Origin of the sequence: Nostoc sp. JL33 (assembly GCF_017114985.1) — a bacterium.
Taxonomy (GTDB): domain Bacteria; phylum Cyanobacteriota; class Cyanobacteriia; order Cyanobacteriales; family Nostocaceae; genus Nostoc.
In genome coordinates this window covers 1-25,209 of sequence record NZ_JABXKP010000062.1, presented here as the reverse complement: position 1 = coordinate 25,209, position 25,209 = coordinate 1, and the positions used below count along the sequence as shown (strand labels likewise).

21 protein-coding genes are annotated in these 25,209 nt (G+C 42.1%); 7 read left to right on the top strand and 14 right to left on the bottom strand.

The window, feature by feature from the left end:
- Positions 1 to 79: 79 nt before the first annotated feature.
- Entirely contained in the window at positions 80 to 1,129 is a 1,050-nt protein-coding gene (locus HWQ23_RS17055; RefSeq protein WP_292830239.1) for an inorganic phosphate transporter, read from the top strand.
- Positions 1,130 to 1,227: 98 nt separating this feature from the next.
- Here HWQ23_RS17055 and HWQ23_RS17050 read toward each other — a convergent pair whose 3' ends face one another.
- Positions 1,228 to 2,310 carry a class I fructose-bisphosphate aldolase gene (locus HWQ23_RS17050; protein WP_292830237.1) on the bottom strand — a complete coding sequence of 361 codons (1,083 nt, stop codon included), beginning with the start codon at positions 2,308 to 2,310 and terminating at the stop codon, positions 1,228 to 1,230.
- Between the two features lie 365 nt (positions 2,311 to 2,675).
- Here HWQ23_RS17050 and HWQ23_RS17045 point away from each other — a divergent pair, with 365 nt between their 5' ends.
- A complete protein-coding gene (locus HWQ23_RS17045; protein WP_292830235.1) occupies positions 2,676 to 2,990 on the top strand; it encodes a hypothetical protein in 315 nt (104 codons plus the stop codon).
- A 32-nt stretch (positions 2,991 to 3,022) separates the two neighbouring features.
- Here HWQ23_RS17045 and HWQ23_RS17040 read toward each other — a convergent pair whose 3' ends face one another.
- From HWQ23_RS17040 to HWQ23_RS17025, 4 genes are all read right to left on the bottom strand, one after another.
- Positions 3,023 to 5,452, bottom strand: a complete 2,430-nt coding sequence (locus HWQ23_RS17040; RefSeq protein ID WP_292830233.1) for an AAA family ATPase — start codon at positions 5,450 to 5,452, stop codon at positions 3,023 to 3,025.
- A 336-nt stretch (positions 5,453 to 5,788) separates the two neighbouring features.
- Complete coding sequence (locus tag HWQ23_RS17035; RefSeq protein WP_292830231.1) at positions 5,789 to 6,076, bottom strand: GIY-YIG nuclease family protein; 288 nt, start codon at positions 6,074 to 6,076, stop codon at positions 5,789 to 5,791.
- Positions 6,077 to 6,373: 297 nt separating this feature from the next.
- Complete coding sequence (locus tag HWQ23_RS17030; protein ID WP_292830229.1) at positions 6,374 to 6,595, bottom strand: hypothetical protein; 222 nt, start codon at positions 6,593 to 6,595, stop codon at positions 6,374 to 6,376.
- A gap of 14 nt (positions 6,596 to 6,609) precedes the next feature.
- Entirely contained in the window at positions 6,610 to 7,707 is a 1,098-nt protein-coding gene (locus HWQ23_RS17025) for an ATP-binding protein (protein WP_292830227.1), read from the bottom strand.
- Positions 7,708 to 7,921: 214 nt separating this feature from the next.
- Here HWQ23_RS17025 and HWQ23_RS17020 point away from each other — a divergent pair, with 214 nt between their 5' ends.
- Together HWQ23_RS17020 and HWQ23_RS17015 are read left to right on the top strand one after the other, a co-directional pair.
- Positions 7,922 to 8,158 (top strand): hypothetical protein, encoded by a 237-nt coding sequence (locus HWQ23_RS17020; protein ID WP_292830225.1) that lies wholly within the window; start codon positions 7,922 to 7,924, stop codon positions 8,156 to 8,158.
- A gap of 67 nt (positions 8,159 to 8,225) precedes the next feature.
- On the top strand, positions 8,226 to 8,381 hold the full coding sequence (locus tag HWQ23_RS17015) for a hypothetical protein (protein WP_292830223.1): 156 nt from the start codon (positions 8,226 to 8,228) through the stop codon (positions 8,379 to 8,381).
- Positions 8,382 to 8,773: 392 nt separating this feature from the next.
- Here the strand turns inward: HWQ23_RS17015 and HWQ23_RS17010 are convergent, their stop codons facing one another.
- Positions 8,774 to 10,417, bottom strand: a complete 1,644-nt coding sequence (locus HWQ23_RS17010) for an acetolactate synthase large subunit (RefSeq protein WP_292830221.1) — start codon at positions 10,415 to 10,417, stop codon at positions 8,774 to 8,776.
- A 144-nt stretch (positions 10,418 to 10,561) separates the two neighbouring features.
- Entirely contained in the window at positions 10,562 to 11,929 is a 1,368-nt protein-coding gene (locus tag HWQ23_RS17005; protein WP_292830219.1) for an NAD-dependent succinate-semialdehyde dehydrogenase, read from the bottom strand.
- 187 nt (positions 11,930 to 12,116) lie between these two features.
- Here HWQ23_RS17005 and HWQ23_RS17000 point away from each other — a divergent pair, with 187 nt between their 5' ends.
- A complete protein-coding gene (locus HWQ23_RS17000) occupies positions 12,117 to 12,428 on the top strand; it encodes a hypothetical protein (RefSeq protein WP_292830217.1) in 312 nt (103 codons plus the stop codon).
- On the opposite strand, the gene HWQ23_RS16995 is transcribed toward HWQ23_RS17000, so the two are convergent.
- From HWQ23_RS16995 to HWQ23_RS16975, 5 genes are all read right to left on the bottom strand, one after another.
- Entirely contained in the window at positions 12,418 to 14,073 is a 1,656-nt protein-coding gene (locus HWQ23_RS16995) for an adenylate/guanylate cyclase domain-containing protein (RefSeq protein WP_292830215.1), read from the bottom strand. The two genes, HWQ23_RS17000 and HWQ23_RS16995, sit on opposite strands and share 11 nt — an antisense overlap.
- 479 nt (positions 14,074 to 14,552) lie before the next feature.
- Complete coding sequence (locus HWQ23_RS16990; protein ID WP_292830213.1) at positions 14,553 to 15,173, bottom strand: Uma2 family endonuclease; 621 nt, start codon at positions 15,171 to 15,173, stop codon at positions 14,553 to 14,555.
- Between the two features lie 230 nt (positions 15,174 to 15,403).
- Positions 15,404 to 16,480: an RNA-guided endonuclease InsQ/TnpB family protein gene (locus tag HWQ23_RS16985; protein WP_292830211.1), complete on the bottom strand. Its 1,077-nt coding sequence runs from the start codon at positions 16,478 to 16,480 to the stop codon at positions 15,404 to 15,406.
- 221 nt (positions 16,481 to 16,701) lie between these two features.
- Positions 16,702 to 17,583: a ribosome biogenesis GTPase YlqF gene (ylqF, locus tag HWQ23_RS16980; RefSeq protein ID WP_292830209.1), complete on the bottom strand. Its 882-nt coding sequence runs from the start codon at positions 17,581 to 17,583 to the stop codon at positions 16,702 to 16,704.
- Positions 17,584 to 17,614: 31 nt separating this feature from the next.
- A complete protein-coding gene (locus tag HWQ23_RS16975; protein ID WP_292830207.1) occupies positions 17,615 to 18,025 on the bottom strand; it encodes a VOC family protein in 411 nt (136 codons plus the stop codon).
- Positions 18,026 to 18,089: 64 nt separating this feature from the next.
- Between HWQ23_RS16975 and HWQ23_RS16970 the strand changes: the two genes are divergently transcribed.
- Positions 18,090 to 19,631 carry an ArnT family glycosyltransferase gene (locus HWQ23_RS16970; RefSeq protein WP_292830241.1) on the top strand — a complete coding sequence of 514 codons (1,542 nt, stop codon included), beginning with the start codon at positions 18,090 to 18,092 and terminating at the stop codon, positions 19,629 to 19,631.
- Positions 19,632 to 19,660: 29 nt separating this feature from the next.
- On the opposite strand, the gene HWQ23_RS16965 is transcribed toward HWQ23_RS16970, so the two are convergent.
- Positions 19,661 to 21,634: a DMT family transporter gene (locus HWQ23_RS16965; RefSeq protein ID WP_292830205.1), complete on the bottom strand. Its 1,974-nt coding sequence runs from the start codon at positions 21,632 to 21,634 to the stop codon at positions 19,661 to 19,663.
- Between the two features lie 228 nt (positions 21,635 to 21,862).
- Positions 21,863 to 23,170 (bottom strand): mannosyltransferase family protein, encoded by a 1,308-nt coding sequence (locus HWQ23_RS16960; RefSeq protein WP_292830203.1) that lies wholly within the window; start codon positions 23,168 to 23,170, stop codon positions 21,863 to 21,865.
- Positions 23,171 to 23,691: 521 nt separating this feature from the next.
- Here HWQ23_RS16960 and dxr point away from each other — a divergent pair.
- On the top strand, positions 23,692 to 24,888 hold the full coding sequence (dxr, locus tag HWQ23_RS16955; protein ID WP_292830201.1) for a 1-deoxy-D-xylulose-5-phosphate reductoisomerase: 1,197 nt from the start codon (positions 23,692 to 23,694) through the stop codon (positions 24,886 to 24,888).
- The last annotated feature ends 321 nt before the right edge of the window (positions 24,889 to 25,209 follow it).

Genomic DNA, 25,209 nt, shown 5'->3' with positions numbered 1-25,209 from the left:
CTGTCCTGGGGGAATTACTATGGTGCTCTTTATTTTTTATTTATAAACACCCTCTAAGGGTCATGTCTTTGGTGAGGGCGTGAATTGGGCAAAGACCGAGGAAGTTTTCACATCTCTACTGGTTTCGCCAATTATTGGATTCACCTGCGCCGGACTGCTGTTACTGCTGGCGAAAAGACTGATCAGACGACCAGAGTTGTACCGTGCGCCAGAAGGGAATAAAACACCACCGCCTTGGATACGTGGTTTGTTAATCTTGACATGTACTGGTGTGAGCTTCGCCCACGGTTCAAATGATGGTCAAAAAGGTATGGGTCTGATCATGCTCATCTTAGTGGGCATTCTACCAGGTATGTTTGCACTGAATATGGATACCAATGCAGGGGCGATCGCTCAGTTGGCCGCTACGTCCAACTCTGTGATTCCAGTGCTGCAACAACAAGGAAGAGGAACATTCTTAAACAGCCAAAGCATCACAGATGAGCTTTCCAATTTCCTCAAACCAACTGGCGAAGCTAACGACAAAACATTCGCAGCCCTTGCTGCCAAAAGTCGGACAATTGGAGACAAGCTTGCTGGTAAGACTAGTTTCAAGCAGCTTTCAAGCGATGAGCTAAGTTCATTACGAACCGATATGTATCTAATCGCTGGAACAATTGGGAAACTGGACAACCAGAAAAAATTAACCGATGCCAAACAAGAAGAGGTGCTTATCAGCTATAAGAAGCAGTTAGATAAAGTAACTAAATTCATTCCCAATTGGGTGAAATTTGCCGTTGCCATTGCACTGGGTCTTGGCACAATGATTGGTTGGAAGCGCATCGTGGTGACAGTGGGTGAAAAGATTGGCAAAGACCACCTTACCTACGCTCAAGGAGCTTCCGCCGAGTTAGTCGCTATGACAACTATTGGCGCTGCCGATTACTTCGGTCTGCCAGTCAGCACCACTCACGTCCTGTCATCGGGTGTAGCGGGTACAATGGCGGCAAACCATTCAGGTTTGCAAACGGACACCTTGAGAAATATTCTGCTCGCCTGGGTGCTGACCCTGCCAGTTTGCGTACTGCTTGGTTCTGCTACATATGCGGGAAGCTTGTACATAGTCTTTAATATTCTGAGTTTGAAGTAGGAAATGGAGCATGGGGCATTGGGCATTGGTTATTAATTCTTCTCCCTCTGCTGCCATTGCCCCTCATCCCTCACTGACCACTCCCCACTCCCCACTGCCTAAGCGATCGTCACATCCGGCGACAAGTAAACATCTTGAATGGAGTGAAATAGCTTCACACCTTCCTCAAAGGGACGCTGAAAGGTCTTCCGCCCAGAAATTAATCCCGAACCACCAGCCCGTTTGTTAATTACAGCACTGCGAACTGCTTCGGCGAAGTCATTTTTGCCAGTCGCGCCACCAGAATTAATCAGCCCCACACGCCCAGAGTAGCAATTTAGTACCTGGTAACGACTTAAATCAATTGGGTGGTCGGTTGTCAACTCTGTGTAAACGCGCTCATCGGTTTTGCCGTAACTCTTACCAGTAGCTTTGGCAACTGCACCGTAACCATTGTTATTTTCTGGTAACTTTTGTTTAATAATGTCGGCTTCAATCGTTACACCCAAATGATTCGCCTGTCCGGTGAGGTCAGCAGCAAGGTGGTAATCTTTATCTTGTTTAAAAGCGTTGTTCCGCAGATAGCACCAGAGAACTGTCGCCAAACCGAGTTCATGGGCGCGTTTAAAAGCTTGGCTGATTTCCTGAATTTGTCTGGTAGACTGCTCTGAACCAAAGTAAATTGTCGCACCCACCGCCGCCGCACCCAAATTCCAAGCTTGTTGTACATCACCAAACAATACCTGGTCAAATTGGTTGGGGAAAGTCAGCAATTCGTTGTGATTGATTTTGACAATAAAGGGAATTTTGTGAGCATATTTCCGTGATACGATACCTAATACTCCCAAAGTCGTAGCAACAGCATTGCAACCTGCGGCGATCGCTAACTTGACAATATTTTCTGGGTCAAAGTAAATCGGGTTGGGCGCAAAAGACGCGCCAGCTGAGTGTTCAATCCCTTGGTCTACTGGTAAAATCGAGAGATAACCTGTGTTTGCCAGACGACCTGTAGAATAAAGTAACTGGAGATTACGCAATACTTGAGGGTTGCGATCGCTGTTGAGCCAGATTCGATCTACAAAGTCTGGGCCCGGCAAATGTATTAAATCACGAGAAACTTTTGCTTTGTGGGTAAGTAGGTCTTCAGCCTCTTTACCTAGCAATGACTCAATAGAATTAGGCTCTTTGAGCGTTGTAGTCATAGCGTTTTCCTCAAAAATTTAGCAAATGACCTTGTTTTTAAGATAGCATTTTTAATACTGCTAACATGGTTGTACGGTCATTAATTATGTGTATTCTTTCTGAATATATAGCAATCTTCTTTTATAAATGAAAATCAAAAGGCTGAGATTTCCCACTTATTTCAATAAGTCGGGAATCTTGTTGTGAATGATTAAGTAGGGCTATACTACCGGAAGTATTCAATCAACTTTCGGAATTGAGGTTTTCAAGTTCAGTTACCAATATCAAACAGTACAATTCTACTATCTTCGGCTTATAGCTGAAAATTGAAAACCCATCTTCCCCCGATTGTGGTAATAATTGTGAACAGAATAAATGTAATTCTATGAGTAACTTTCAAATCGATATCGACTTTAGCAATATAGATTTAGCTTCCCTTGAGACAGAAGAAGATTTTGAAAGAGAGGCAAAAATGTTACTCCCAAAGGCACTGGTCAAACTAGGTGAAAGTGTGGGTGAAAAGACTTGGGAAGAATTACAGCAAAAGCTACAAGCAACTGGAGGTAAACTCAAATCTTCTCCAAGCGAGAAACGTAGGTTTATTCAAGAAACCGGAAGAACTTATCAACGAAATGCTAGTAACAGAGAAAAACAAGAACTAGAAGAATATATCGTAGAGCAATTACGTCAGCACAAGTAGTATTTGTCATAATTTAACTTACCGGACATGATTCAAACAAACCAACAGCGAATCAACTCCACTTGGAAGCTATAGCCGTCGTCAACTTGCTCAATTAACTCACGTTGCAACAGCAAGCTGAGAGTAATATTAGCATTGGGGAACTGTTGCAATAAAGTTTGGCGGCTAACTATAGCCCTTTCCCCTTGAGCAGCGATAAAGCGTAGAATAGCTTGTCCACTTGCATCTACTTGATTGTTTTGAATGTCAGCGAAGAAAAAACCACCACTTTGCAAAGCTTCTGGTATCGCGGCTTCCACATCCGCTAAAGTTGCAAATCGCCGGATAGAGGGGTCTTGCTCGTTCTTAAGGACAATAATTTCTGCACAGAGTAGTTGTACTAAGAATGGGTGACAACGGGTGAGTTGTAGCACTCGCTCAACGGCGTTAGATTCATAGCGGAGAGTAAAATCTTTGACGGGACGTTCAATTAATTGTCGTGCTTCCGCTTCTTTGAGGTAGGAGATATGCACGACTTGGACATTAATTAGATAACTAGCCCAGCGCTGATATTCTTCGATAGTATGAGAGCCAGCCAGTAAAATCTTGAAGCGGGGACGATGTTGGATGAGGTGACGCAGCATACCCAAAACATCCTGTTCATCAAAGCGACCTTTGGCTATGGCGTTGTCTAGCACCTCGAATTCATCTAGCGCTAGTAAGGCGGTATTTTGTTCTAGAGCCTGTTCTACTTTATCTAGCCATTCATAGAAATAAGTGAAGGGGTCAGATTTTAGCACTTCGCGGGCTAGGGACGGTAGAGTTACACCTTGCTTTTTTGCTGACTTCTCCATATCTCTAGCCAGGTTGTAGAGAAAACCTGCATGGTCACTAGCTGATGAAGGTGCGCCCTGCAAGTCTACAAACATGGGGATGATGTTACTAGGTAGTAACTTTCCGATGTTATTGAGGAGAGAAGTTTTACCCATACGTCGCTGACCGTATAGTAGCAGAGGTGGACGACGGCGATCGCGCAGTAGTTGCTCAATGCGTAAGCCGATGTCATCGCGCCCCGTAAAAATTTCTTGCTCCCGTGTGAGGGGTACGCCGATGATATAAGGCGAATCAATTTCTTGGCGGAGTTCAGTAATTTTAGCCAGTTCATCTGCATAGTTAGTTGCTATCTCACGCCAACTTTTGATAATGGGGTAGAAACGGACTGTGTATTTGTCGCTGCTACGAGCGAAGTTCTCCAACTGTAGATTTAATTTATCTGCAAAAGCTCTCAGAGCTAAACGCTGGTTATAAGCACTTGCTTGATTGAGAGCAGCATCAACATCCTCGCTGATACGGCTAAAGATTTTTAGTATGAAGCTAGGGCTAAGTTCATTCTCTAGTTCATCAATTATTAAAATGCGATGAGCTTCACGGATAGCTTCAACATCAGCACAGTCTTGTAAACTGCGTGCATCCAGTTCAATTTGTACAGCTTGCGCTGCCCAGCGTTGATAGCTGGTATTAAGGTAATCTATAGCTGCTTGTCCCTCAACTGGACTATGCTTCATAACTTCAAGCAAATGCTTGTCCAACCCTATTAGAGGTATCCTCTGCCATTCATCCCAAAAAGCGGAGTGATAGCGTAATAAAGATAAAGTTAGTTTGTTGGCTATGGTTTGTTTATCAAGGTAGTACAAAAAAGCATTCCATACTGTCAAAAAAGGGTAAAGCAGGATAGGTAAGTACAAGTTGATGGTCAATCCCAGAATAATACTTGGAAATGCGTTCCTAAATTGTGAATTGATAAAAAATAACCGTGCAATAATCAGAGCAAATGACACAAGTACTAACGAAGTTAAGGAGATTAAAATCCTTACGTTAGTTTGGATCGTTGTACTCACTTGTTGATTATGCTTCTTTTTATCTAACTCCACAATATCTGGAGAATATGCAAATGTAATACCTAAGCCAAGACCGAACGGCAAGCTTAAAGCCAAACCTGATGCAATATCAAAATTAAGACTAAAACCTATGCCAAATGCCACAGTAAAACCTACGTCAAAAGATGTGCCAAATATCAAAGCGCGTGTGAATGCAGTGCCAAAGGATTGACCTATACCCATCCCTGCACCAAAAACAGATCCAAATGCAGTTACAAAAAGCAAGCCTAAGAACGCGCTCAATGGAAAATTCCCTAATGGCGTACCTAGTACTGCTAGAGCAAGAGTAACTATGAAGTAGTTTAGAAAAGGTAATATTAAAAAAGTTTGGAAGAATAATTTATATAAAGCAGAGTTTTTCCAACGTAAGCGATTTATATTCAAGAAATTTATTTCTAACGAATGGTCAATACGCTTTAGATGATTATGAAAAGCTTGAGGACGGAAAACAAACCAAAATAGCAGTTGCAAGCTACCAAGTATTAAGTTGGGGTGCTGCTGGGGTGCATTGGTGTAGGCGTTGGGGGGTAATTGTGGTGAGGTCAACGTTTTGCACTCCTATTTAATACTCTGTGTCATTGCGATTGCTTGCCCGTCATTGCGATTGCTTCGCTTCACTTCGTTACGCTCGCAATGACATAATCTGTCATTGCGAATGTAGTGCTAGCGGAATGTAGCAATCGCAAAGGCTGGGATTACTGTGCTTTACCTTAGTGCGATCGCAATGACACCAGCAAAGGCTGGGATTGCTTCGCTTCACTTCGTTACGCTCGCAATGACATAATCTGTCATTGCGAATGTAGCGCTAGCGGAATGTAGCAATCGCAAGGGCTGGGATTGCTGTGCTTTACCTTAGTGCGATCGCAATGACACCAGCAAAATTTATAACTCATTATATAAATCTCTCCATTCTTGATTAACACTATTGACTAAATCAATTTTATTTTGTCTGGAACCTGCCTTAATCTGTTTTTCTCTACTAATAGCTGTATAAGCATCTTCAAATATTTCATAATAAACTAATTTTGTAATGTTGTATTTCTTAGTAAATCCTTCTATTGTTTTCTCTTTGTGTTCATACACTCTTCTTTGTAAATCGTTTGTTATTCCTGTATATAGCACAGTGTTATACTTATTCGTCATGATATATAAATAATATTGCTTGTTCATTTCTAATCCTTATTTTGGATAGAAACTCAGTCGTAACAAATTTTTCTTATATTTGTCACCGCCAAATTATAAGTAATATCATGTCATCAAACACTTGTCATTGCGTACTCCTTTGGAGAAGACGTAGAGTACGAAGTGTTGGCGTTTGCGTAGCAACCCAAAGGGAAGCGTCTCGTAGAGAAGCAATCCTAAAACCTTGCGATTGCTTCGTCGTTCCTCCTCGCAATGACATATTTTTTCAGAAAAGGGAATTGCTTGGCTTCACTGAGGTGCGAACGCAATGACAATTTAAATTTATCATTGCAAGACTTCCCAATCTTCCAAAGGCACAGCAGGTTCAAAAGGATCGTCATAACGGTACGGTTGTTTGCCACGCAAAGGATACAAATTCGCTTCTTGGGGATGAGTGTGACTTTCTAGAATGATAATTTCAACTGTTTCGCCTGCCTGAAACGGTAAATCCTCAAGAATCAAGGTTCCGTTTTTAGTTAACTTTGTTTCAATTCGGTGTGCTTTCATAGTTACTCTGCTAGTTATGAATCTAATAAATCAGCAAATGGTTTCATTTGTCGTAATCCTTCCTCACGCCAATTATCATCATTCTCTCCTTCTTCTAAACTAAATAATCTTTCTCTACACAGAATTTGCAATAACAGTGGCCAGCAGCGACTTTGTGTCAAAATCCACTCTACATCTTCGTCAGTGAAAGCAATCGGCGAACTTGCTATCAATTCCCGCGCTTCTTTCTCAGTCAATGCTCCCAGATTTGCGGTGTAGCCGAAAATATTGAAAAAGGGTGAACTGTGTCCTGTGTTGTGCGCCATATCAATCGGTGATTCGGGGGTAGCTAAGACAAATGCTAGATTCCCCCCTGTCTGGTTAGTCGCTAAAGACCGCAAACAGTCCCAAAAGCGATCGTCTAATTCTGGACAGCGTTGCAACCCAACGCTAATCTCATCCAATAAGATGACTGTGGGAGAATGCAAATTATTGCTGACTACATTCATGAAATGATCTAAATCGCAAGGTGTCGGGATTTGTACCTTCAGTGATTCTAGGATGTACTTTAGCAGTCCTTCTCGGCTTTGCATTCGTGCGTCTTGCAAGTCTACAAAAATCCAACAGTAATTTTCTGGATGCGGTAGCCAGTTAGATTTTTGCTCAGGACGCAGCTGTTCTGCTGGGGTGGTGCTGATATTTTTTAAGTAGTGTAACAAGGATGTTTTTCCACTGCGCTTTTTCCCGATAATGGCGGAGTTTTGGAGGGGATGGCGTTTGAGTAAGTTGAAGAGGCGTTTTAATTCTTTTTCGCGTCCAAAAAAGTAACGCGGCTGGTTGATGGGTGCGCCAGTGATGAAGGGTGATGCTTCCCCGTTAGTTGGCTGAGGTTTTGGCGGTTGAGTTTCTGGTTCTTTGTATGCAATGTCTTGCCACTCTAACCCCAGTTTTTTGCTAAGTTCTACAAAATTTAGATAGTCAACAGGTTTACCACTGAGAAAGCTTTTGACTGTGGATAGAGAAAATCCTGTGTCAGTAGCCAATGACTGCTGGCTGGGATAGCCGTTAAGCTGAGGTGCTGACTTAACTTTTTCAATATACTCTGGGGCTACTCGGAGCGATCGCGCCATCATTCCTCATCGAGAAACTGCTGTGAGTATATCAGGTTTTTATACTAGCTAAATAGCAAAGCTGTTTAGCTATAACGTCTTGCACTCTAGAAATTATAGTCCTCCTGAACTTAACCGATAATCAACTAAAACTCGTCTAATCGGTGACTATTTCGCAACTTAGTTCTCAACCAGCACCAAGTTTTAATGAGAATGTAAGGGATTAAGAGCTTTAAAAATGAAACGAGTACTGGAAGTTTTGCAAATTACTTTATCACTTTGCGGAGTGATGATGTTTGGTACAGTAACTTACGCCGCTATTAATATGGTGAATGGTCAATACCGAGTTGAAATAGCGCTCAATACTAAGGGACTCATTATTAAGTCAGATATTGACAAAAGGCAATGCAAAGCAGTAGAAAATATTGCCCAAAAGCAGGAAAGCACAAATTTCGACCAGAAGACAATAAATTAAGAGTAAAAATCAATGATGAGTTAGAATCAATAACTTCTAATTCATTGTCAATGAACCTCTGAACTTCGTGAATGAACCTCTGAACTTCGTGAATGAGTCTTTGATACTCGTGAATCAACCTTTGAGCTTCGTGAATGAGTCTTTGATAGTGGTGAATAAACCTTTCAGCTTCGTGGTTTTTTTTACGAACCGCCAAGGACGCCAAGGACGCAAAGCTGTGTAGCTGTGTAGGTTGGGTTGAGGAACGAAACCCAACATTTCCTGGGCTTTGTTGGGTTGCGCTTTGCTTAACCCAACCTACAATTTTTTTAACCGAATCGTATTGCAGGGCATCCTACCAAAGAGTAGAAATTAATCAGGAGTTAGGAATAAATAAGTAAGTCGGTGAGAATAAATTAAACTAGATTAAGTAATGTAAAAAATATTGAGATTAGTTCGTAGTGAGGACTTTAGTCCTCAAATGATGGCTGAAGCCCTCACTACAAACCTTGAATTATTCACACCGCTCTACTTAACTCCTAACTCCTAATTCTTGTACAGACGCGATTAATCGCGTCTCTAATTTTTACGATTAATCGCGTCTCTAATTTTTACGATTAATCGTGTCTCTAATTTTTACACCGCACAAGTTAACTCGCCGGCTTTTTGGCTAAAGCGGTGATTCTCTCGATAATCTACGGGACAATCTATCACGGCGGGTACATCTTGAGCGAGGGCTTCTTTGAGTGTGGGAATCAAATCTAGAGCCGATTCAACTCGGTAGCCTTTTAAACCCATGCTTTCGGCAAATTTGACAAAATCAGGATTACTAAAATGCACAAAAGCTGAGTTTCCTTTGCCAAAATGATTTTCTTGCTTCCACTCAATTAACCCATAGCCACCATCATTGAAAATTATGGTGACAAAGGGCGTTCCGACACGCAAGGCTGTTTCTAATTCCTGAGAATTCATCATAAAGCCGCCATCGCCTGTTACAGCAACGACTTTGCGCTGAGGATGAACAAGTTTTGCTGCTAAAGCGCCAGGAATGGCAATACCCATGGCCGCGAAGCCGTTGGAAATTATGCAAGTATTAGGGCTATGGCAATGATAATGACGCGCCATCCACATTTTATGTGCGCCAACATCAGAGATGACAATATCATCTGGCCCCATCACTTGCCGTAAGTCATAAATTAACTTTTGCGGCTTAATCGGAAATCCGTCATCATGGGCATATTGTTCGTAATCAGCCCGAATCTCTGACCTTAAGCTAATGGCAAAAGGATCGGGTTTACCTTGTCTGTCTGCTAATTTTAAAATTTCATAAAGGGAATCTGAAATATCTCCCACAACTTCGGCGTTGGGAATATAACTACTATCAATCTCCGCCGGACTTACCCCAATATGCACAATGGGAATTTCACCATCACGATTCCATTTTTTCGGGGAAAACTCAATCAAATCATAGCCGATCGCAATTACTAAATCTGTGTTATCAAAGCCACAGGTAATAAAATCTCTTTGCTGTAATCCCACTGACCACAATGCTAATTGATGTGTGTAGGGAATCACACCTTTACCCATAAAAGTATTGGCAACAGGTATATTCAGCAAGGTGGCAAATTGCGTGACTGCATCACTTGCGTGAGCGCGAATTGCCCCATTTCCGACTAAGATTAATGGGTTAACTGCTTGGCAAATTGCGGCGGCGGCTGCCCGAATGCTAGCAAAAGATGCATAAGTTTTTTCGCCACTATCCTTACGCAAAGGTTTGCCTTCGACGGGCATAGCAGCAATATTTTCTGGCAAATCGATGTGAACTGCACCAGGTTTTTCCGATTGCGATCGCTTAAATGCTTTCCGTACTACTTCTGGTGTAATACTCGGTCGCACAATCTGTTTATTCCACTTGGTAACAGGTGCAAACATTGCCACCAAATCTAAATATTGATGGGATTCAATATGCATTCTATCTGTTCCCACTTGACCGGTAATCGCCACTAAGGGCGCACCATCGAGGTTAGCATCTGCTACCCCAGTCATCAAGTTGGTTGCCCCAGGCCCAAGAGTAGAAAGACATACTCCGGCTTTTCCTGTTAAGCGTCCGTAGACATCGGCCATGAAAGCTGCACCCTGTTCATGACGAGTCGTAATAAATTTAATCGAAGAATGTTTTAGTGCTTCTAAAACGTGCAGATTTTCTTCGCCAGGGAGTCCAAAAATATATTGCACTCCTTCATTTTCTAGGCACTGCACCAATAATTCTGCTGTATTCATTTTATTTCCTAACTATTGACGATATTGGGGAGTAGGGAGTGGGGAGTGGGGAGTGGGGTTAAAACAGATAGAAGAATCTTCCTTGTTCCCCTCCCCTTTTCCCGCTTTTCCCCCTACTCCCTACTCCCTACTCCCCACTCCCTATCATTTAACCCACACGGTTTTAATGTTGACAAACTCATGTATACCTTGGATACTCAATTCTCTGCCATATCCAGAACGCTTGATGCCGCCAAAGGGCAAACTGGGATCAGATTTGACCATACCGTTGATAAACACGGCACCTGCTTCGATTTCCTCAACCAAGCGATCGCTCTCTTGGTCGTTGGTTGTCCAAGCACTTGCACCTAAGCCAAAGGGTGTGTCATTAGCGAGTTTAATCGCAGCATCGATATCTGGAACCCGGAATAACAAAGCTACTGGGCCAAAAAATTCTTCTTTTGCAATTGGTGTATCAGACGGGATATCTATGATAATCGTAGGCGGATAAAAGTTCCCTGGACGATCTGATAAAGGATGTCCACCGGTCAGGACTTTACCACCACTGCTGATCGCATTTTGTACTTGTTGATCTAAATCCTGGAGAAGACCAGGAGTTGCCAGTGGGCCTAAATCGGTATCTGGTTGCATGGGATCGCCGACTTTCAGCGCCTGGAATTTTTCTAAAAGCAATTTTTCAAATTTGTCTGCGATCGCATCTACGATAATAAAACGTTTGGCTGCAATACATGATTGCCCGTTATTCAACATCCGCGCTGTAGTAGCTGTGACAACTGCTGTCTCTAAATCAGCACTTGCTAACACAATAAATGGGTCACTTCCTCCCAATTCCAAAACGGTTTTTTTAATTTGTTTACCGGCGGCGGCGGCGAGGGATGCGCCTGCTGGTTCGCTTCCGGTCAAGGTGGCAGCTTTTACCCGATCATCAGCGATTAAATCGGCAACTTTGGCAGCGCCGATCAACAGAGTTTGAAAAGCACCTTCAGGAAAACCTGCGCGTCGGATAATATCTTCAATTGCCAAAGCACACTGAGGCACATTGGAAGCGTGTTTGAGTAAGCCGACATTTCCCGCCATTAGTGCTGGTGCGGCAAAGCGGAATACTTGCCAGAAGGGGAAATTCCACGGCATCACCGCGAGAATTGCACCCATTGGTTGGTAGCGAACAAAACTATGGCTAGCATCGGTTTTTACAGGAACATCAGCTAGAAAACTAGGGGCGTGTTCGGCATAGTAACGACAGACGACGGCGCATTTTTCGACTTCAGCGATCGCAGCTTTCAAAGGCTTACCCATTTCCAGAGTCATTAACTTAGCAAATTTTGCTTTGTCTTGCTCTAAAATATCAGCAGCCTTTTGTAGCCAGTGCGATCGCGTCAAAAAACTAGTCTGACGGTACTGTTCAAAAGTCTGATTAGCCAAATCGAGTTTAGCGGTAATTTCGGCATCATTGAGCGCCTCAAAGGTTTTAAAAGTTTCCCCAGTGGCGGGATTAATGGTGGCGATCGCCATTACCTGACCTCCCCTTAAAAAATAGCTTGAGGTAGGCTTCCTAGTGTTACACAGATCAATTCTGGAAGCTACCACCCAAATTTTAGTCTTTTAACGAAGAATTAGTTGTTTAATATGACAATTTCTCAATTATTTTTGAATTAAAATATACAACTTAAGTATGTATTTATATTGAGAAATTTGTCATTTGTTAGTTGTTTTTCCAATACCCAATACTTCTCTACGAGAGGCTGCGCCAACGACTTCTCTACGAGACGCTGTTCGCGAACGCTCAGTACAAGTGCCCAATACCTCGACTTCTCTACGAGACGCTGTTCGCGAACGCTCAGTACAAGTGCCCAATACCTCGACTTCTCTACGAGACGCTGTTCGCGAACGCTCAGTACAAGTGCCCAATACCTCGACTTCTCTACGAGACGCTGTTCGCGAACGCTCAGTACAAGTGCCCCATGCCCCATGCCCCATGCCCAATACCCAATACCCAATGACTAATGACTAATGAATGGACTAATAATTGTTGGCATTTGGTGCAATTGTGTCTTATAAACCTTAACTAATCGCTCAATACCTTTGAAACGATAATCTCCCATTTCCTCGAAGTCGGAGGGGTGTGAAAGCATTTTATGGGTGACTTCACTAATCACGCATTCACCAGGCGGACAAACTGCTTCCATGCGAGCAGCAAGATTAATCGTCGCGCCTAATGCCGTATAATCTACCCTTTGAGAACTACCGACATCTCCGACAACAGCCTTACCGCTATTAATTGCAATACGCAATTGTAGGGGTTCTTGCCAAAAATCATTGGCATTAAGATGTTCGAGACGATTGAGCATTCCCTTGGCAGCACTAACAGCGCGATCGGCGTGATCTGCTTGCGGTTCTGGAGCGCCAAAAAATGCCATAATACAATCGCCAATATACTTATCTAAAGTGCCGCCGTAACCAAACACTTCTTTTAGCATTTCTTCAAATAAATTATTTAATAGTTGAGCGATCGCAGTTGGTGTTAACCGTTCAGAAATTGCCGTAAAGCCAACCAAATCTGCAAACAAAATACTGATTTCGCTCTCGGCGGGAGCTAAACGACCACCCGGTAATCCGCCTACAGATATCAACTGCTGTACGACTGCTGGAGAATGATAACGTTCTAATCGGTGACGAATCATCTCTTCAGTTTTGAGTTTCTCTACCAGTAGCCAACGCTGCACACTAGAAGCCACAAGGTTTGCTAAAGCTGAAAAAAAGCTGAGTTCTTCTTCGCCTTCATTTGCCCAATGGTAAGAAGAAAGATTGGCATCGGCATACAGTACGCCCACAACTTTATTTTCATCCCATAAAGGCACCGCCATCGCGCTGCGAATGCCTTTTACCAAAATACTCTGTTCACTAGCAAATCGTTCATCCTGATGAGTATCAGCAGTTTGAATCACAACTTTCTCGTCAAATACCTTTTGACAGATACTACGACTAATCCAACTCCCATCAGAGGGGAGATGTTTCTGTTGAGAAAGATTTCTAGTGGCAGCATTCATTAACTCTAACTGGCCGGAACCATTGACATCAATTAATAATGCCAAGCGTTCGATACTATCAAGGTAACGAAAAACGACTTGCTGCACCTGAGAAAAAATCTCTTCTATAGATGCCGCCGCACAGAGATTTTTGGCTATGTCTACTAAATCTTTGAGGCGAGCAATGGTTTTGTCCTTATTATTATTAATGTTGCCATCTTTGCTATCAGCTGCGATCCATTGCTTTTGTAATTGTTCGACATTGTGAAGGATTGTTCTCTGCTCATTAATGTCGGAAGTTCCAAGATACTCAGGTGTCGATTGGGGAACAGGGCTTGTGAGCAGCACTACCAGACTAACATTCCCCAGCCAAAGTACATCACCGTGATGTAACTCTTGGGCACCGTTAACAAGATATTTATTGACTTGGGTGCCGTTTTTGCTGCCCATATCCTCAATAGTCCACACACCGTCAGCCGTTTTCACCAGACGAGCATGGTTGCGGGATACTCCAGTAAAAGGTAGGTACAAGTTACATTCCGGCAAGCGACCAATTGTAAATACATTTTGGTCAACTGCGATCGTTCTCTCGGTATCTCCCTCTTGTAGGCGTAGCGTCAGTTCAGTCATGAGTGTGATAAATCCATCGAAGCTATAGGTGCAGGCAACTCTAAGTTAAGTTATACCCTACAGGTTAACCTTCACCTTGTCTTTATGACACTCTTAACTGCATTCCGACAAATACACGTAATAAATATTACATTATCTTACGTAATTTTAGATTTTAAATTTTGGATTTTGGTAAAGAGCAGTGCGGTCTTCTCCCTACAGCCCTTCTCCTAAAGGAGACGCTGTTCGCGTTCGGGCATCCTACGGCAGGCGCTAGCCTCTCCCTTTGGGAGAAGGAGAGACGCTAAAATCCTTTGTCAATTCATTGAGTTGTGATTCTTCATTATCAGAGAATCCTGACCATACTAATTTTCTAATAAGTTTAGATGCTTTTGAATCATGGTTCACATTAACAGTATTACAAGATGCCTGAAGACATTTAGAATAGACAGAATTTTCTTGAATTTTGCAAAATGATTCTCCTTCTTGCGGGGTTGCCACTATCCGGGGTATCCACCAGCTTGAAAAATCTCTTCGGCGGTTAAATTCAATTCTATGAAAGTAGGCGAGAGGATGCGATCGCTGCCTCTCAATTGAGTAACTTCATATTCACCATCAATTAATTGATAAATAGATATAGTAGGCTGTTTGGGGTTGCCAGTGAACTTTTTAGCGCCTAGACCGAGATAATCTACAACCCAATATTCAGGAATTCCAATACCCTCATACTTACCTTGTTTTGTGTAGTAATCATCATCCCAGTTAGTACTAACTACTTCCACTACTAAGGGGATTGACTCTGCAAGGCTTACAGTTGATTCTTTTTTCCATAGCGGCTCATTCACTAAATTAGGGCGATTGAGTAATAGCACATCTGGGGAGTAACCAGATTCCGACTTAGTTGGTTTAATGAGCGCAGTTTTGGGGATTGTTAATGGTAAATTTAATCGGTCAAATTCTACTGTTAGTTTTCTTGCTATAAAACCAACAACGTCTTCATGGTCTCCCGTTGGTTGTGCCATTTCAACAATCACGCCTTCATGTAATTCATATCTTCCACCTTCGGGTCGCCACGCTGCAAAATCTTCAAAGGTTACTAGTTTGGGTATGGCTTGAGTCATAAATTGTCTAAGTAGGTAGGCGGGAAAATTTATAACTAGGTCATTGCGAGGGGAACGAAGTGAAGCGAAGCAATCGCAAAGGTTTCGAGCATTTTATATTTCGTTACATAGTTAGGTTTGTTTATGCTTACCTACTTACCTGGGATTGCTGCTATATAAAACCTAGACAAAGCTAGACTTTATTTCTTATTTCAACGGGAGCATGGGAGCGGTTATCCCTCAATAAGCTTTTAAGGTTTAGCCAACCTTGATAAATTAATTGAAGCGTTTAGATCCCGATCCATCACAAAATTACAACTTTGACAGTTGTAAACCCTTTCCTTTAGTGGCATATCCTGGACATGACCACAATTAAAACAAGTTTTAGACGAAGGATAAAAACGATCAGCAATTATTATTTCACAACCAAACTTTTTAGCTTTATATTCTAGTTGTCTTCTAAATTCACCAAAACCACAATCTGTTATTACTTGAGCTAACTTATGGTTTTTAACCATATTACTTACTGCAAGGTCTTCAATAACTACTTTTGCGTGGTTTTTGCAAAGATAAGTAGTTATTTTATGAAGAGTATCTTTTCTAAGGTTAGCTACTCTAGCATGATGTTTTGCTAGTCTTAGTTTGGTTTTGTGTTTGTTGTTAGACCCGTTAACTTTTCTTGAAAACTTTCTGGATAATCTTCTAAGTTTTTCAATGTTTGCTTTATAGTGTTTAGGGTTAGGGAAAACTACACCCGTAGATAAAGTAGCTAGTTCTTTAACACCTAAATCAACACCTACAACTTCATGAGGTTTAACGGTTAGCTCATGTTCTTGTTCATAAGCAAAGGCTATAAACAAACTGTTAGCTGTTCTAGAAATAGTGATTGATTTACAAGAGGTGTGTGGCAAACCTTCATAAGTTTTAATCCAACCAATAGTAGGTAATTTGATAGATTTCCCACCAACAGGAATAGGTTTACCGCTATTATCTACAGTAAAACTATCATGTTTACCTTTCTTTTTGAAGTTTGGGTATTTACCAAGACCTCTAAAAAAGCGAGAAAAGGCATCTCCTAAGTTATCAAAAGCATATTGAGTAATCTTTTGGCAAATCCTTTTTTCTTTGATCCAAGTTAATTCCGGTTTTACATAATTATTGAAAAACTTCTTAAGGATATATTTGTCAGGCTTTAATCCATCGTTATAAAACTCTTGCCAAATAGCTAAACCCCAATTATAGGTAAACCTTGCTATACCAGCGTGTTTACTCATAATTATTTGTTGGTTTTTAGTTAGTTTTAACTTGGTTTTGATGGATAAAAGCATTATTTCGACTTCAACACTGCATTTCTTCCAAGTCTTTGTCTGTGAGTTCTTGTACGGGTTATAAAACACCTACAGGTTTGTCTATAAGTTTGCAGGATTGTCTATTTAATTGTCAACTAGTCCCTTTCTCTTTTCAATCTAAAATCGTTGGACTGAGCGAACGCGAACAGTGTCTCGGAGAGAAGTCGAAGTCTAAAATCCTTGCATTGCGTCACCCTAACTTAATTAGGTGGTAATTCCAAACTAAGTTCACCCAACAACCCCTTGCGAAAATCTGTTAAAAGTTGCCTTGCAGCTCGCTCTATATCACCTTTGTAACGATGTTCTGCTAAAGCGTGCAAATAGATATCTCCGGTGTCTGATGTCGAATCGAGTTGGTAACGGGACTGTAATGGTTTTTTCGGTAACAAATCTGTGGCTACAGCTTCCAAATAGTTTAGTAAATCCACTAGGGCTGCTGCTACTAGCTGATTATCGTAAGATGCTTCGCCGATATCATCACAAATAGCTAATTTCAAGGCTGCGTCTTGGTCTTCCAATCTTACAGGGATGACACCAGGAGCATCTAGCAATTCCAAATGTTCGGAAATTCGCACCCAGCGTAGTTGGCGAGTTACCCCAGGACGGGCTGCACTTTCCACTACTCGCCGTCCCAACAGGCGGTTAATCAAAGCTGATTTGCCAACATTGGGAAAACCAATCACCACAGCCCGGACTGGACGGGGTAACATCCCGCGATCGCTTCTTCTTTTATTTAGTTCTACCCCGGCGGCTTGCGCTGCCCGCGCCACTTCTGCTATACCTTTACCATGTTGAGCGTTGGTAAAATAAGGGACTTCTCCTTGACGTTTAAACCAATCTATCCACAGCGATCGCATTTGTGGCGTAATCATATCTACTCGGTTAAGTATCAACACCCGTGCCTTACCCTCTACCCACTCCCCGATTTGGGGATGGTGAGTCGCTAAGGGAATCCGGGCATCTCGTACCTCAAACACCACATCTACGCGCTTGAGCTGTTCTTTGAGCTTCTTTTCAGCTTTCGCAATGTGACCTGGATACCATTGAATCAGGTTTAATCTATAATTTTGAGTTATGGCCATAGTTTATTACCAAATAAATTATTATCACTTATCAATTATCATTCACTATGGCTTGATGTAAAATCAGGCGGTTGCCATCAGGGTCATAGGCATAAATTTCTCTGCCGTGGTCAGCAATGGAAATGTTTCCTGGCGGGGGATAGCCCAAAGCGGTTAGGTGAGCGATCGCATCTTCTAAGTTAATCACCTCTAAACACAAACTTATCTTACTTTTGGTGTAGACACAAAGGGACTTGTCGTTAGATATCGCTTCAAATTCAGATTCGTTTGTATTCTTTGGTTTAAAAATACCTAATCGCATACTAACCAAATTAAACTCAGCATAGACATTCGGAATTAAAATAACTGGCTTTTGCTCCAGCAATTTACTATAGAAATTCACTAACTTCTCGCAATTAACCGATGCTATGGTGACAAATGCGTTAGTGTACTGGAAAACCATATTTACCTATCGCCCTTTGAACTTTTCAATTATAGTTTTTGAGATGATTATCCCGATTTTAGATATGCGTCTATTCCGAGAAAAAGAATGGTTATTTAGCCTACTGGTAATATCTCTAGTTCTATGGCTGATATTTTTGGGAAACTCCCCTTTACGAGATTGGGATGAAGGTACTGTGGCACAGGTTGCCCGTGAAATTTGGCGTGCCCCGCTTGGTTCAATGCATTGGCTTTATCCCACCTTGGGAGGTGAACCTTATCATAATAAGCCACCCTTGATGCACTTGCTAATAGCTTGGACTTACTCTATCGGAGGCGTGAATGAGTGGACAACACGTTTACCGGGTGCAGTGTTAACTGCCTTGGGAGTGCCTTTACTTTACTTGGTGGGATGTTTGCTTTTTAACCAAAGTTTACCAGCTTTGTTTGCCGCTTTAGTTTACCTGACGATGTTGCCTGTGGTGCGTCATGGACGGCTAGCAATGCTAGATGGTACAACTATTACTTTTTTCTTACTGTTGTTGTTTTGTTTGCTAAAAGCACGTCAGAATCGTCGTTATGCTCTAGGTGTGGGATTTTGTCTAGGGTTAATCACTCTAACTAAAGGGCTGATAGTTTTGCTGCTAGGGGCGATCGCTTGTTTATTCCTGATTGCAGATCGGCAGTTTGCTTTGTTAACAAGCCCCTATTTATTAGTGGGAATTTTTTTCGGAAATGCACCTGCGATCGCTTGGTTTGCTGCTCAATGGCAACATTATAGTAGTAACTTCTTCCAAGTTAATTTTCAAGCACAAACCTTTGATCGCGTTGCACAAGTTGTTGAAGGTCATAGTGGCCCTCCCTGGTACTATTTAATCGAGTTAATTAAGTATAGTTTTCCTTGGCTATTATTTTTACCCGGAGGTTTTTTTCTAGCTTGGAAAAAACGTCAAACTACCTGGGGTCGCCTAATTCTTATTGGCACAATTGTTTACTTAGTAACTATCTCTTTAATGAGAACTAAACTCCCGTGGTATGTTATGCCTGTATATCCATTTTTAGCTTTGGCAATTGGTGCTAAACTTAGCGATATTTGGCAGCATGGTCATTTTAGGGTGCGAAGTTGGACAATATTTCTGGCTATTATTGCTATTGCTGGTTTAGGAGGTTGTGTTTACTTTATTATCGCAAATAAAGAGCCTATTTTAATAGTCATGAGCATTGTTTTGGCAATAAGTATGGCCACCGCAGCCTGGCTAATTAAACAGCGCGATCGCAACTTTATTCCAGTGTTATTTTCTGGAATGTATTTAGTTTTAGCACTGTTGATGAGTTCGCAATCATGGATTTGGGAATTAAAAGAAGCTTTTCCAGTTAAACCAGTAGCGGACTTAATTCGGGCAAATGTTCCACCAGGAACACAAATTTATACTTCTTTTGCTTATGGGCGTCCTAGTTTAGACTTTTACAGTGATTGCAAGGTAACTGCGGCAACTGTGCCACTTTTACAACAAATGTTATCTAATAAATCTTATTTGCTGTTAGACAATGTGGCTTTACAGCAAATCAATTTAACTGATAGTAAAATTATCGGAACAGCGAAAGGATTTACGCTGATTTCACCATAAGTTAAGAGGATCTTTTCACTGCGGTGGGTTTAAATAACTGTCTGAGATGAAGCGTCAGAAACCTCGTCCATCTTCTTAGATGGGTGGGGTAGTTCATCAGTGGATTGACTAGATTGGGCTAGATAAATACCCACTAAAACTACGGCAAAAGTCAGCCAGTCAAACAAACTTACTTCTTCTGAAAAAATGAACCAAGCAAAAATGGAGGACAGGACTGGATTTAAAAGAAGGGTAACGGCGACAACGCCTGACGAGAGTCTGCTGAGGCTATAAGTTATAAGTCCCTGACCCAACACTTGGCAGAAGAGAGCTTGAAAAATGATGAAAAACCACCCCATCCAAGAATAGGGAAACAATCTCTCTTCAATAAATGGGAGGATGGGCAACAGAAATATTGTAGTCACTCCACAACGCCAGAGCATTATGGTTGCGGTAGTAAATCGGGTTTGGAGTCGTTCTATTAGCAGCAGATACGCGGCGATAAAAATCGCACTGAGAAATGCTAGCGCATCACCAAGTGTTTGGTCAGTCGCAAATTGCATCTTATGAAGTTCAAAGGCGATCGCTCCTAAAAGCGCCATAACCATACCAATAATAAATCTGTTATCGAAGCGCCGACCAAATAACAGATACCCAGCCGCAGCAACGAATAAGGGATTCAAATTAGACAGTAAAGCCACGTTAGCAACGCTAGTTTGACCCAGCGACCAAGCCCACAACAAAAGGGAAGTCGTTGCAGCAGTTCCCATTGCCAACAACAGCCACACCTCCTCTTTTGTAAAAGGCTTCTGTTCTATAGGTTGCTGATCAGATTGTTGACGGCGCAAAGCCTCCAGTCCATTCCACAGCCCAAAGACAACTGCGGCGATCCAACTGCGATGAAATCCGATGGCATTTGCACCAATTTCTTCTCCGCACAATTTTGCTAGAGATGGTGCCAAAGATATGGGAATTAGGGCAAAAAATAATGAGACAGTTCCTAGTAAAGCTGGTGTTTTGGAGAATTGTTGCTTTACTAATGACAGTTTGATCGTCATACTTTTAACGAAAGTGTTAACTATACTTTTGACTGATTCCTGGAACGGGTAATTAACAGCAACTTGGCTAGATACGGCTAAGTATAAACCGATTAAAACTACAGCGAAATCTACCCAATTTGAGCCAGTTAATTTTTCCGAAAATATTACAAGAGCGAAAATGCCGCTAAATACTGGCTCTAACAGATGCACCAAGGAGACGACTACAGAGGAAAATGTGGCAAGGCTATAGGTCAAAAGCCCATGACCTAAAACTTGGCAGATCACGGCTAGGGAAATGACCCAAAGCCACCCACTGACTGTAGAGGGGAAAAGCTGATCTTGAGTGAACAAAAGTATGGGGAAGATTGCTAGAGCCGCGATCGCACAAATCCACAACTGGATTGTCGCCGGAGAAAATTTGGTTCGTAATTTTTCTACCAGCAGCAGGTATGCACTCAAGAAAATCGCAGAAACGATCGCAGCCAAGCCTCCTTGAACTTTGTCTGTGGCGATTTGCAGTCCCTCAAATTCAATTGCGATCGCTCCCCCAAGTGCGATCGCCATCCCAATCAGGAATTGCTTCTCAAAACCCTGACGAAATAATAGCCATACTCCTAAGCTAGTAGATATGGGGGCAAGATTATGTAAGACACTAGAGATCGCGACACTAGTTTGAGTCAGCGACCAAGCCAAAAAGACTAAAGTAGCAGCCCAAAAAATACCAGCACCAAGCAATAGCCACAGATCCTTACTGGTATAGGGCTGCTGTTCTACAGGTTTTTCTAATGAAAGCCGTTGACATATCGCCTTGTATCCATACCAGAGCAAGAAGACCACACTACCAAGCCAAAGGCGATTAAATACAGTGGCATTGGGGCTGAGTTCAGTTTCGCTCAATCTCACGAAAATAGAGCCAAAAGATATAGCACCTACACCTAGAAATAATGAAGCAAAGGCTATCTTCGTTTGATTCGATACATTCATTAGGAAATTTCAATTCAACTTCTTGTTAGGTAAAACCTTCCCTCTTTGACGGGCGAGAGGGACAGACTTGAACTTTAGTTTAAGGCTCTTAGAGGTCTGTCGAACTCACGTTAAATACACATAGGCGTGAAATTAAATATGCGTTACCCAGAACCCTTGTAGAGACGTAGCACTGCTACGTCTCTACATTCTTTTTCACGCCTATGTCTAATATATCGATCAAACTTTCTAGCCAACCCAGCGCTCTTGGGCAAATCCTACAGCTATTTTGGCTAGTAGTATCACAAAAGCGCCCAATATTAAATATCCCTGACGAGGATGGCGAGATAGCAGCAAACCAATGGCTATATTTAAAGGCACAATACCGTAGGCCAGACGGCTCAAGGAGATGGTACCTCCAGAGGCTAGCAGCAAACCAATACCACAAAAGCCATAAATAACTGTAACTGGGGTCAGTTGCGTGTGTAAGCGCCACAACACATAGCCACCACCTAAGACCATGAACAAGTTGAGCAAGTTATTGATCCACTGTTCGCTGGCCAGAATCAACAAAAATAAGACTAAAGCATAAAAGCCATAGAATAATTTCCCAGAACTAAAACGTTGACGGAAACGCCATAAAAGATAGCCACTGGCAACGATCGCACCAACTAACAAAAGATACCAGGGGTCTTGAATCCCACCAGAGGAGTTTTCAACCCAACCATATTGCCAATTTTTCCTGCCAACTGCAATTTGCATCAGCATATTTAACCAACCCTGCCAATCAAATCCTAGAGTTGGTCGCCATCCTCGTTGTGCTTCGATAAAAGCTAAAGGATCGCCAAAATAAATTGCACAATACAAACTGAATAGAAGTATGCCAATCGCGGTAGTCAAACCAGCTATATAAGCAATAGGTGGTCGGCGTTCTTTCCAGGCTGCGATCGCTAATGCTGGAATTAGTGCCATACCTGTAGGACGTGTTGCTGTCGCCATCGCCCCCCAAAGGGCAGTCCAGCCATACTGCTTTTGATCAAATGCCCGCAAAGTCGCCGTACTCAAAAACAAATACAGCCCCTCTGTGTAAATCACTCCCGTAAACATCGAAGATGGATACCAAGAAACGACAGCAGTCACCCACTGCGCTACATTCATGCCATAATGCTCTTTGATCCAAAAGTACAAACAGTAAAGGGCGGCGAAAAATGCCAGGTTGTTGACTAACGTACCTGCTAATTCAAACGGCAAGCCCAGTTTCATCAAAACCCAGATGCTTAAAGGAAACAGGGGAAAGAAGGCCAGATTATGTTGCTTGCCGTCATTCACAAATTCATAGCCGGAAGTAGCGATCGCTCGATAATGGATACTATCCCAGGCATCAAAAACGCCCCAACCAAAAGGGGGCAAAAAATCTTCTGCTGGTAACGGTAGCTTTGGCGCAACCAGCAACATAGCAGTCCAGATCAATATTCGGCTGGCAAGCCATATTGCTGCTGGAAACAGGAAATCATTTTTCCATAAAACTTTTTTTATAACTATCTGAACTTTCACCATAAGCTTGAATGTTTCAACAAACTCCTTTATGCATCCTTTCACCTATGGCTGCAACATAGCAATTTATCAGTAATATGCATATTAAATCCTCCACCAACATAATTAACAAACTGGACAGATTAGCAATTAATTTAAATTATTTCCTATTTGGTTACTTTTGCCAATTTTCTCGGAATTTATCTTTAAAAAGGTAGTATTTATAAATACAAGTTTTATCTAGTTATATAAAAATTGAGCAACTTTAGTACTTTATAGCTAGCAGTTTATCGAGTTTAAATTACGGATTGGGGCTGGCTCAGGGACGAGGGCACAAAGACACGGGAAATTTTCCTTTTCTGCCTCCCTCCCAGTTCGCAGCTGCTTCTTTTGTCAAAGACGCGCAAGGGACAACAAAGGGAACCTCAGCAAGGGACTGGGAGCCGTGTCTCTCCTCCTCCTCAGTGTATCGATTATAGTGATTGCTGTATTAAAGAGTCCCAAGCAATTTATAGTGGGAGTTGTCTGTAAATCCTTAAGCAATTGTGAAAGCGATTACTCTCGTTGGTTCTACTGGTTCTATTGGGACTCAGACTTTAGATATTGTCACTCAGTACCCAGATCAGTTTCGGATTGTGGGATTGGCGGCTGGGAACAATGTAGAGATGTTGGCTGCTCAAATTCGGCAGTTTCGACCAGAAATAGTAGCCATTTGCTCAGAAGATAAATTACCAGCGCTCAAAGAAGCTATCATTGACCTCGATCCTCAACCGATTCTACTTGCAGGTGATGCCGGAGTGATAGAAGTAGCTCGCTACGGCGATGCTCAAACTGTTGTCACTGGTATCGTTGGTTGTGCGGGTTTGCTACCCACGATCGCAGCTATTGAAGCTGGTAAAGATATTGCCTTAGCGAACAAAGAAACCCTGATTGCTGGGGCCCCTGTGGTTCTACCCCTAGTCGAAAAACATGGTGTAAAATTACTCCCAGCCGATTCCGAACATTCCGCAATATTTCAATGCCTCCAAGGTGTGCCAAAAGGAGGGGTACGGAAAATTTTGCTGACTGCATCTGGTGGGGCTTTCCGAGACTGGGATGTAGAAAAGTTAGCAGATGTAACGGTTGCTGATGCCCTGAAGCATCCTAATTGGTCGATGGGGCGTAAAATCACTGTAGACTCTGCTACTTTGATGAATAAAGGACTGGAAGTAATTGAGGCTCACTTTCTGTTTGGCTTGGATTATGACAATATCGAAATTGTCATTCATCCCCAAAGCATTATTCACTCGCTGATTGAACTGCAAGATACTTCAGTTTTAGCCCAACTCGGTTGGCCGGATATGCGCTTACCTTTACTGTATGCTCTATCTTGGCCCGATCGCATCTACACCAACTGGGAACGACTAGATTTAGTCAAAGCGGGAAATTTAACCTTCCGTGAACCAGATCACCAGAAGTATCCTTGTATGCAGTTGGCTTATGCTGTGGGTAAGGCTGGTGGTTCGATGCCAGCTGTGTTGAATGCCGCCAATGAACAAGCTGTGGCTTTATTTTTATCAGAAAAAATTCGGTTTTTAGATATTCCCAGGTGTATCGAATCGGTGTGCGATCGCCATCAAAATGATAACCGGGCAAATCCCTCTTTAGATGACATTTTGGCAGCAGATAAATGGGCAAGACAAGAAGTTTTAACAGCGACTGAAAAGTTAGAAACTCACTCGCGGATAATTTCTCTGCGATAAAAAACTTCAGTTCAGGTTGGACTGAGGATTAGAAATTGATGCCTAGTCCCCAATCTCTAATCCCCAGCCTCTAATCCAATTAATATGGAAATCATTTCTCCTAATTGCAAAGACGTACTCGACGAACTACAATTAAACTCTATTGAAGATAGTCAGTGGCTTCCGGATCAGCCATGAATTTTATGTATATCTATAATTTATCTACCAATAAAAATTAAAAACCTTTACAAAACTTTTGTAAAAAAAGCGGCAGATCACATAAATAATTAGGGTTTGCTGAAAAAGTAGTAAAAAAGTAAGAGGAGGGTTGACTAGTAGTCT

Excerpts from the sequence above, each read along its gene's own strand:
- HWQ23_RS17050 (WP_292830237.1), bottom strand. The coding sequence starts at position 2,310 with ATGACTACAACGCTCAAAGAGCCTAATTCTATTGAGTCATTGCTAGGT.
- HWQ23_RS17045 (WP_292830235.1), top strand. The coding sequence starts at position 2,676 with ATGAGTAACTTTCAAATCGATATCGACTTTAGCAATATAGATTTAGCT.
- HWQ23_RS17035 (WP_292830231.1), bottom strand. The coding sequence starts at position 6,076 with ATGAACAAGCAATATTATTTATATATCATGACGAATAAGTATAACACT.
- HWQ23_RS17030 (WP_292830229.1), bottom strand. The coding sequence starts at position 6,595 with ATGAAAGCACACCGAATTGAAACAAAGTTAACTAAAAACGGAACCTTG.
- HWQ23_RS17025 (WP_292830227.1), bottom strand. The coding sequence starts at position 7,707 with ATGATGGCGCGATCGCTCCGAGTAGCCCCAGAGTATATTGAAAAAGTT.
- HWQ23_RS17020 (WP_292830225.1), top strand. The coding sequence starts at position 7,922 with ATGAAACGAGTACTGGAAGTTTTGCAAATTACTTTATCACTTTGCGGA.
- HWQ23_RS17010 (WP_292830221.1), bottom strand. The coding sequence starts at position 10,417 with ATGAATACAGCAGAATTATTGGTGCAGTGCCTAGAAAATGAAGGAGTG.
- HWQ23_RS17005 (WP_292830219.1), bottom strand. The coding sequence starts at position 11,929 with ATGGCGATCGCCACCATTAATCCCGCCACTGGGGAAACTTTTAAAACC.
- HWQ23_RS16995 (WP_292830215.1), bottom strand. The coding sequence starts at position 14,073 with ATGACTGAACTGACGCTACGCCTACAAGAGGGAGATACCGAGAGAACG.
- HWQ23_RS16990 (WP_292830213.1), bottom strand. The coding sequence starts at position 15,173 with ATGACTCAAGCCATACCCAAACTAGTAACCTTTGAAGATTTTGCAGCG.
- HWQ23_RS16985 (WP_292830211.1), bottom strand. The coding sequence starts at position 16,480 with ATGCTTTTATCCATCAAAACCAAGTTAAAACTAACTAAAAACCAACAA.
- ylqF (WP_292830209.1), bottom strand. The coding sequence starts at position 17,583 with ATGGCCATAACTCAAAATTATAGATTAAACCTGATTCAATGGTATCCA.
- HWQ23_RS16975 (WP_292830207.1), bottom strand. The coding sequence starts at position 18,025 with ATGGTTTTCCAGTACACTAACGCATTTGTCACCATAGCATCGGTTAAT.
- HWQ23_RS16970 (WP_292830241.1), top strand. The coding sequence starts at position 18,090 with ATGCGTCTATTCCGAGAAAAAGAATGGTTATTTAGCCTACTGGTAATA.
- HWQ23_RS16965 (WP_292830205.1), bottom strand. The coding sequence starts at position 21,634 with ATGAATGTATCGAATCAAACGAAGATAGCCTTTGCTTCATTATTTCTA.
- HWQ23_RS16960 (WP_292830203.1), bottom strand. The coding sequence starts at position 23,170 with ATGGTGAAAGTTCAGATAGTTATAAAAAAAGTTTTATGGAAAAATGAT.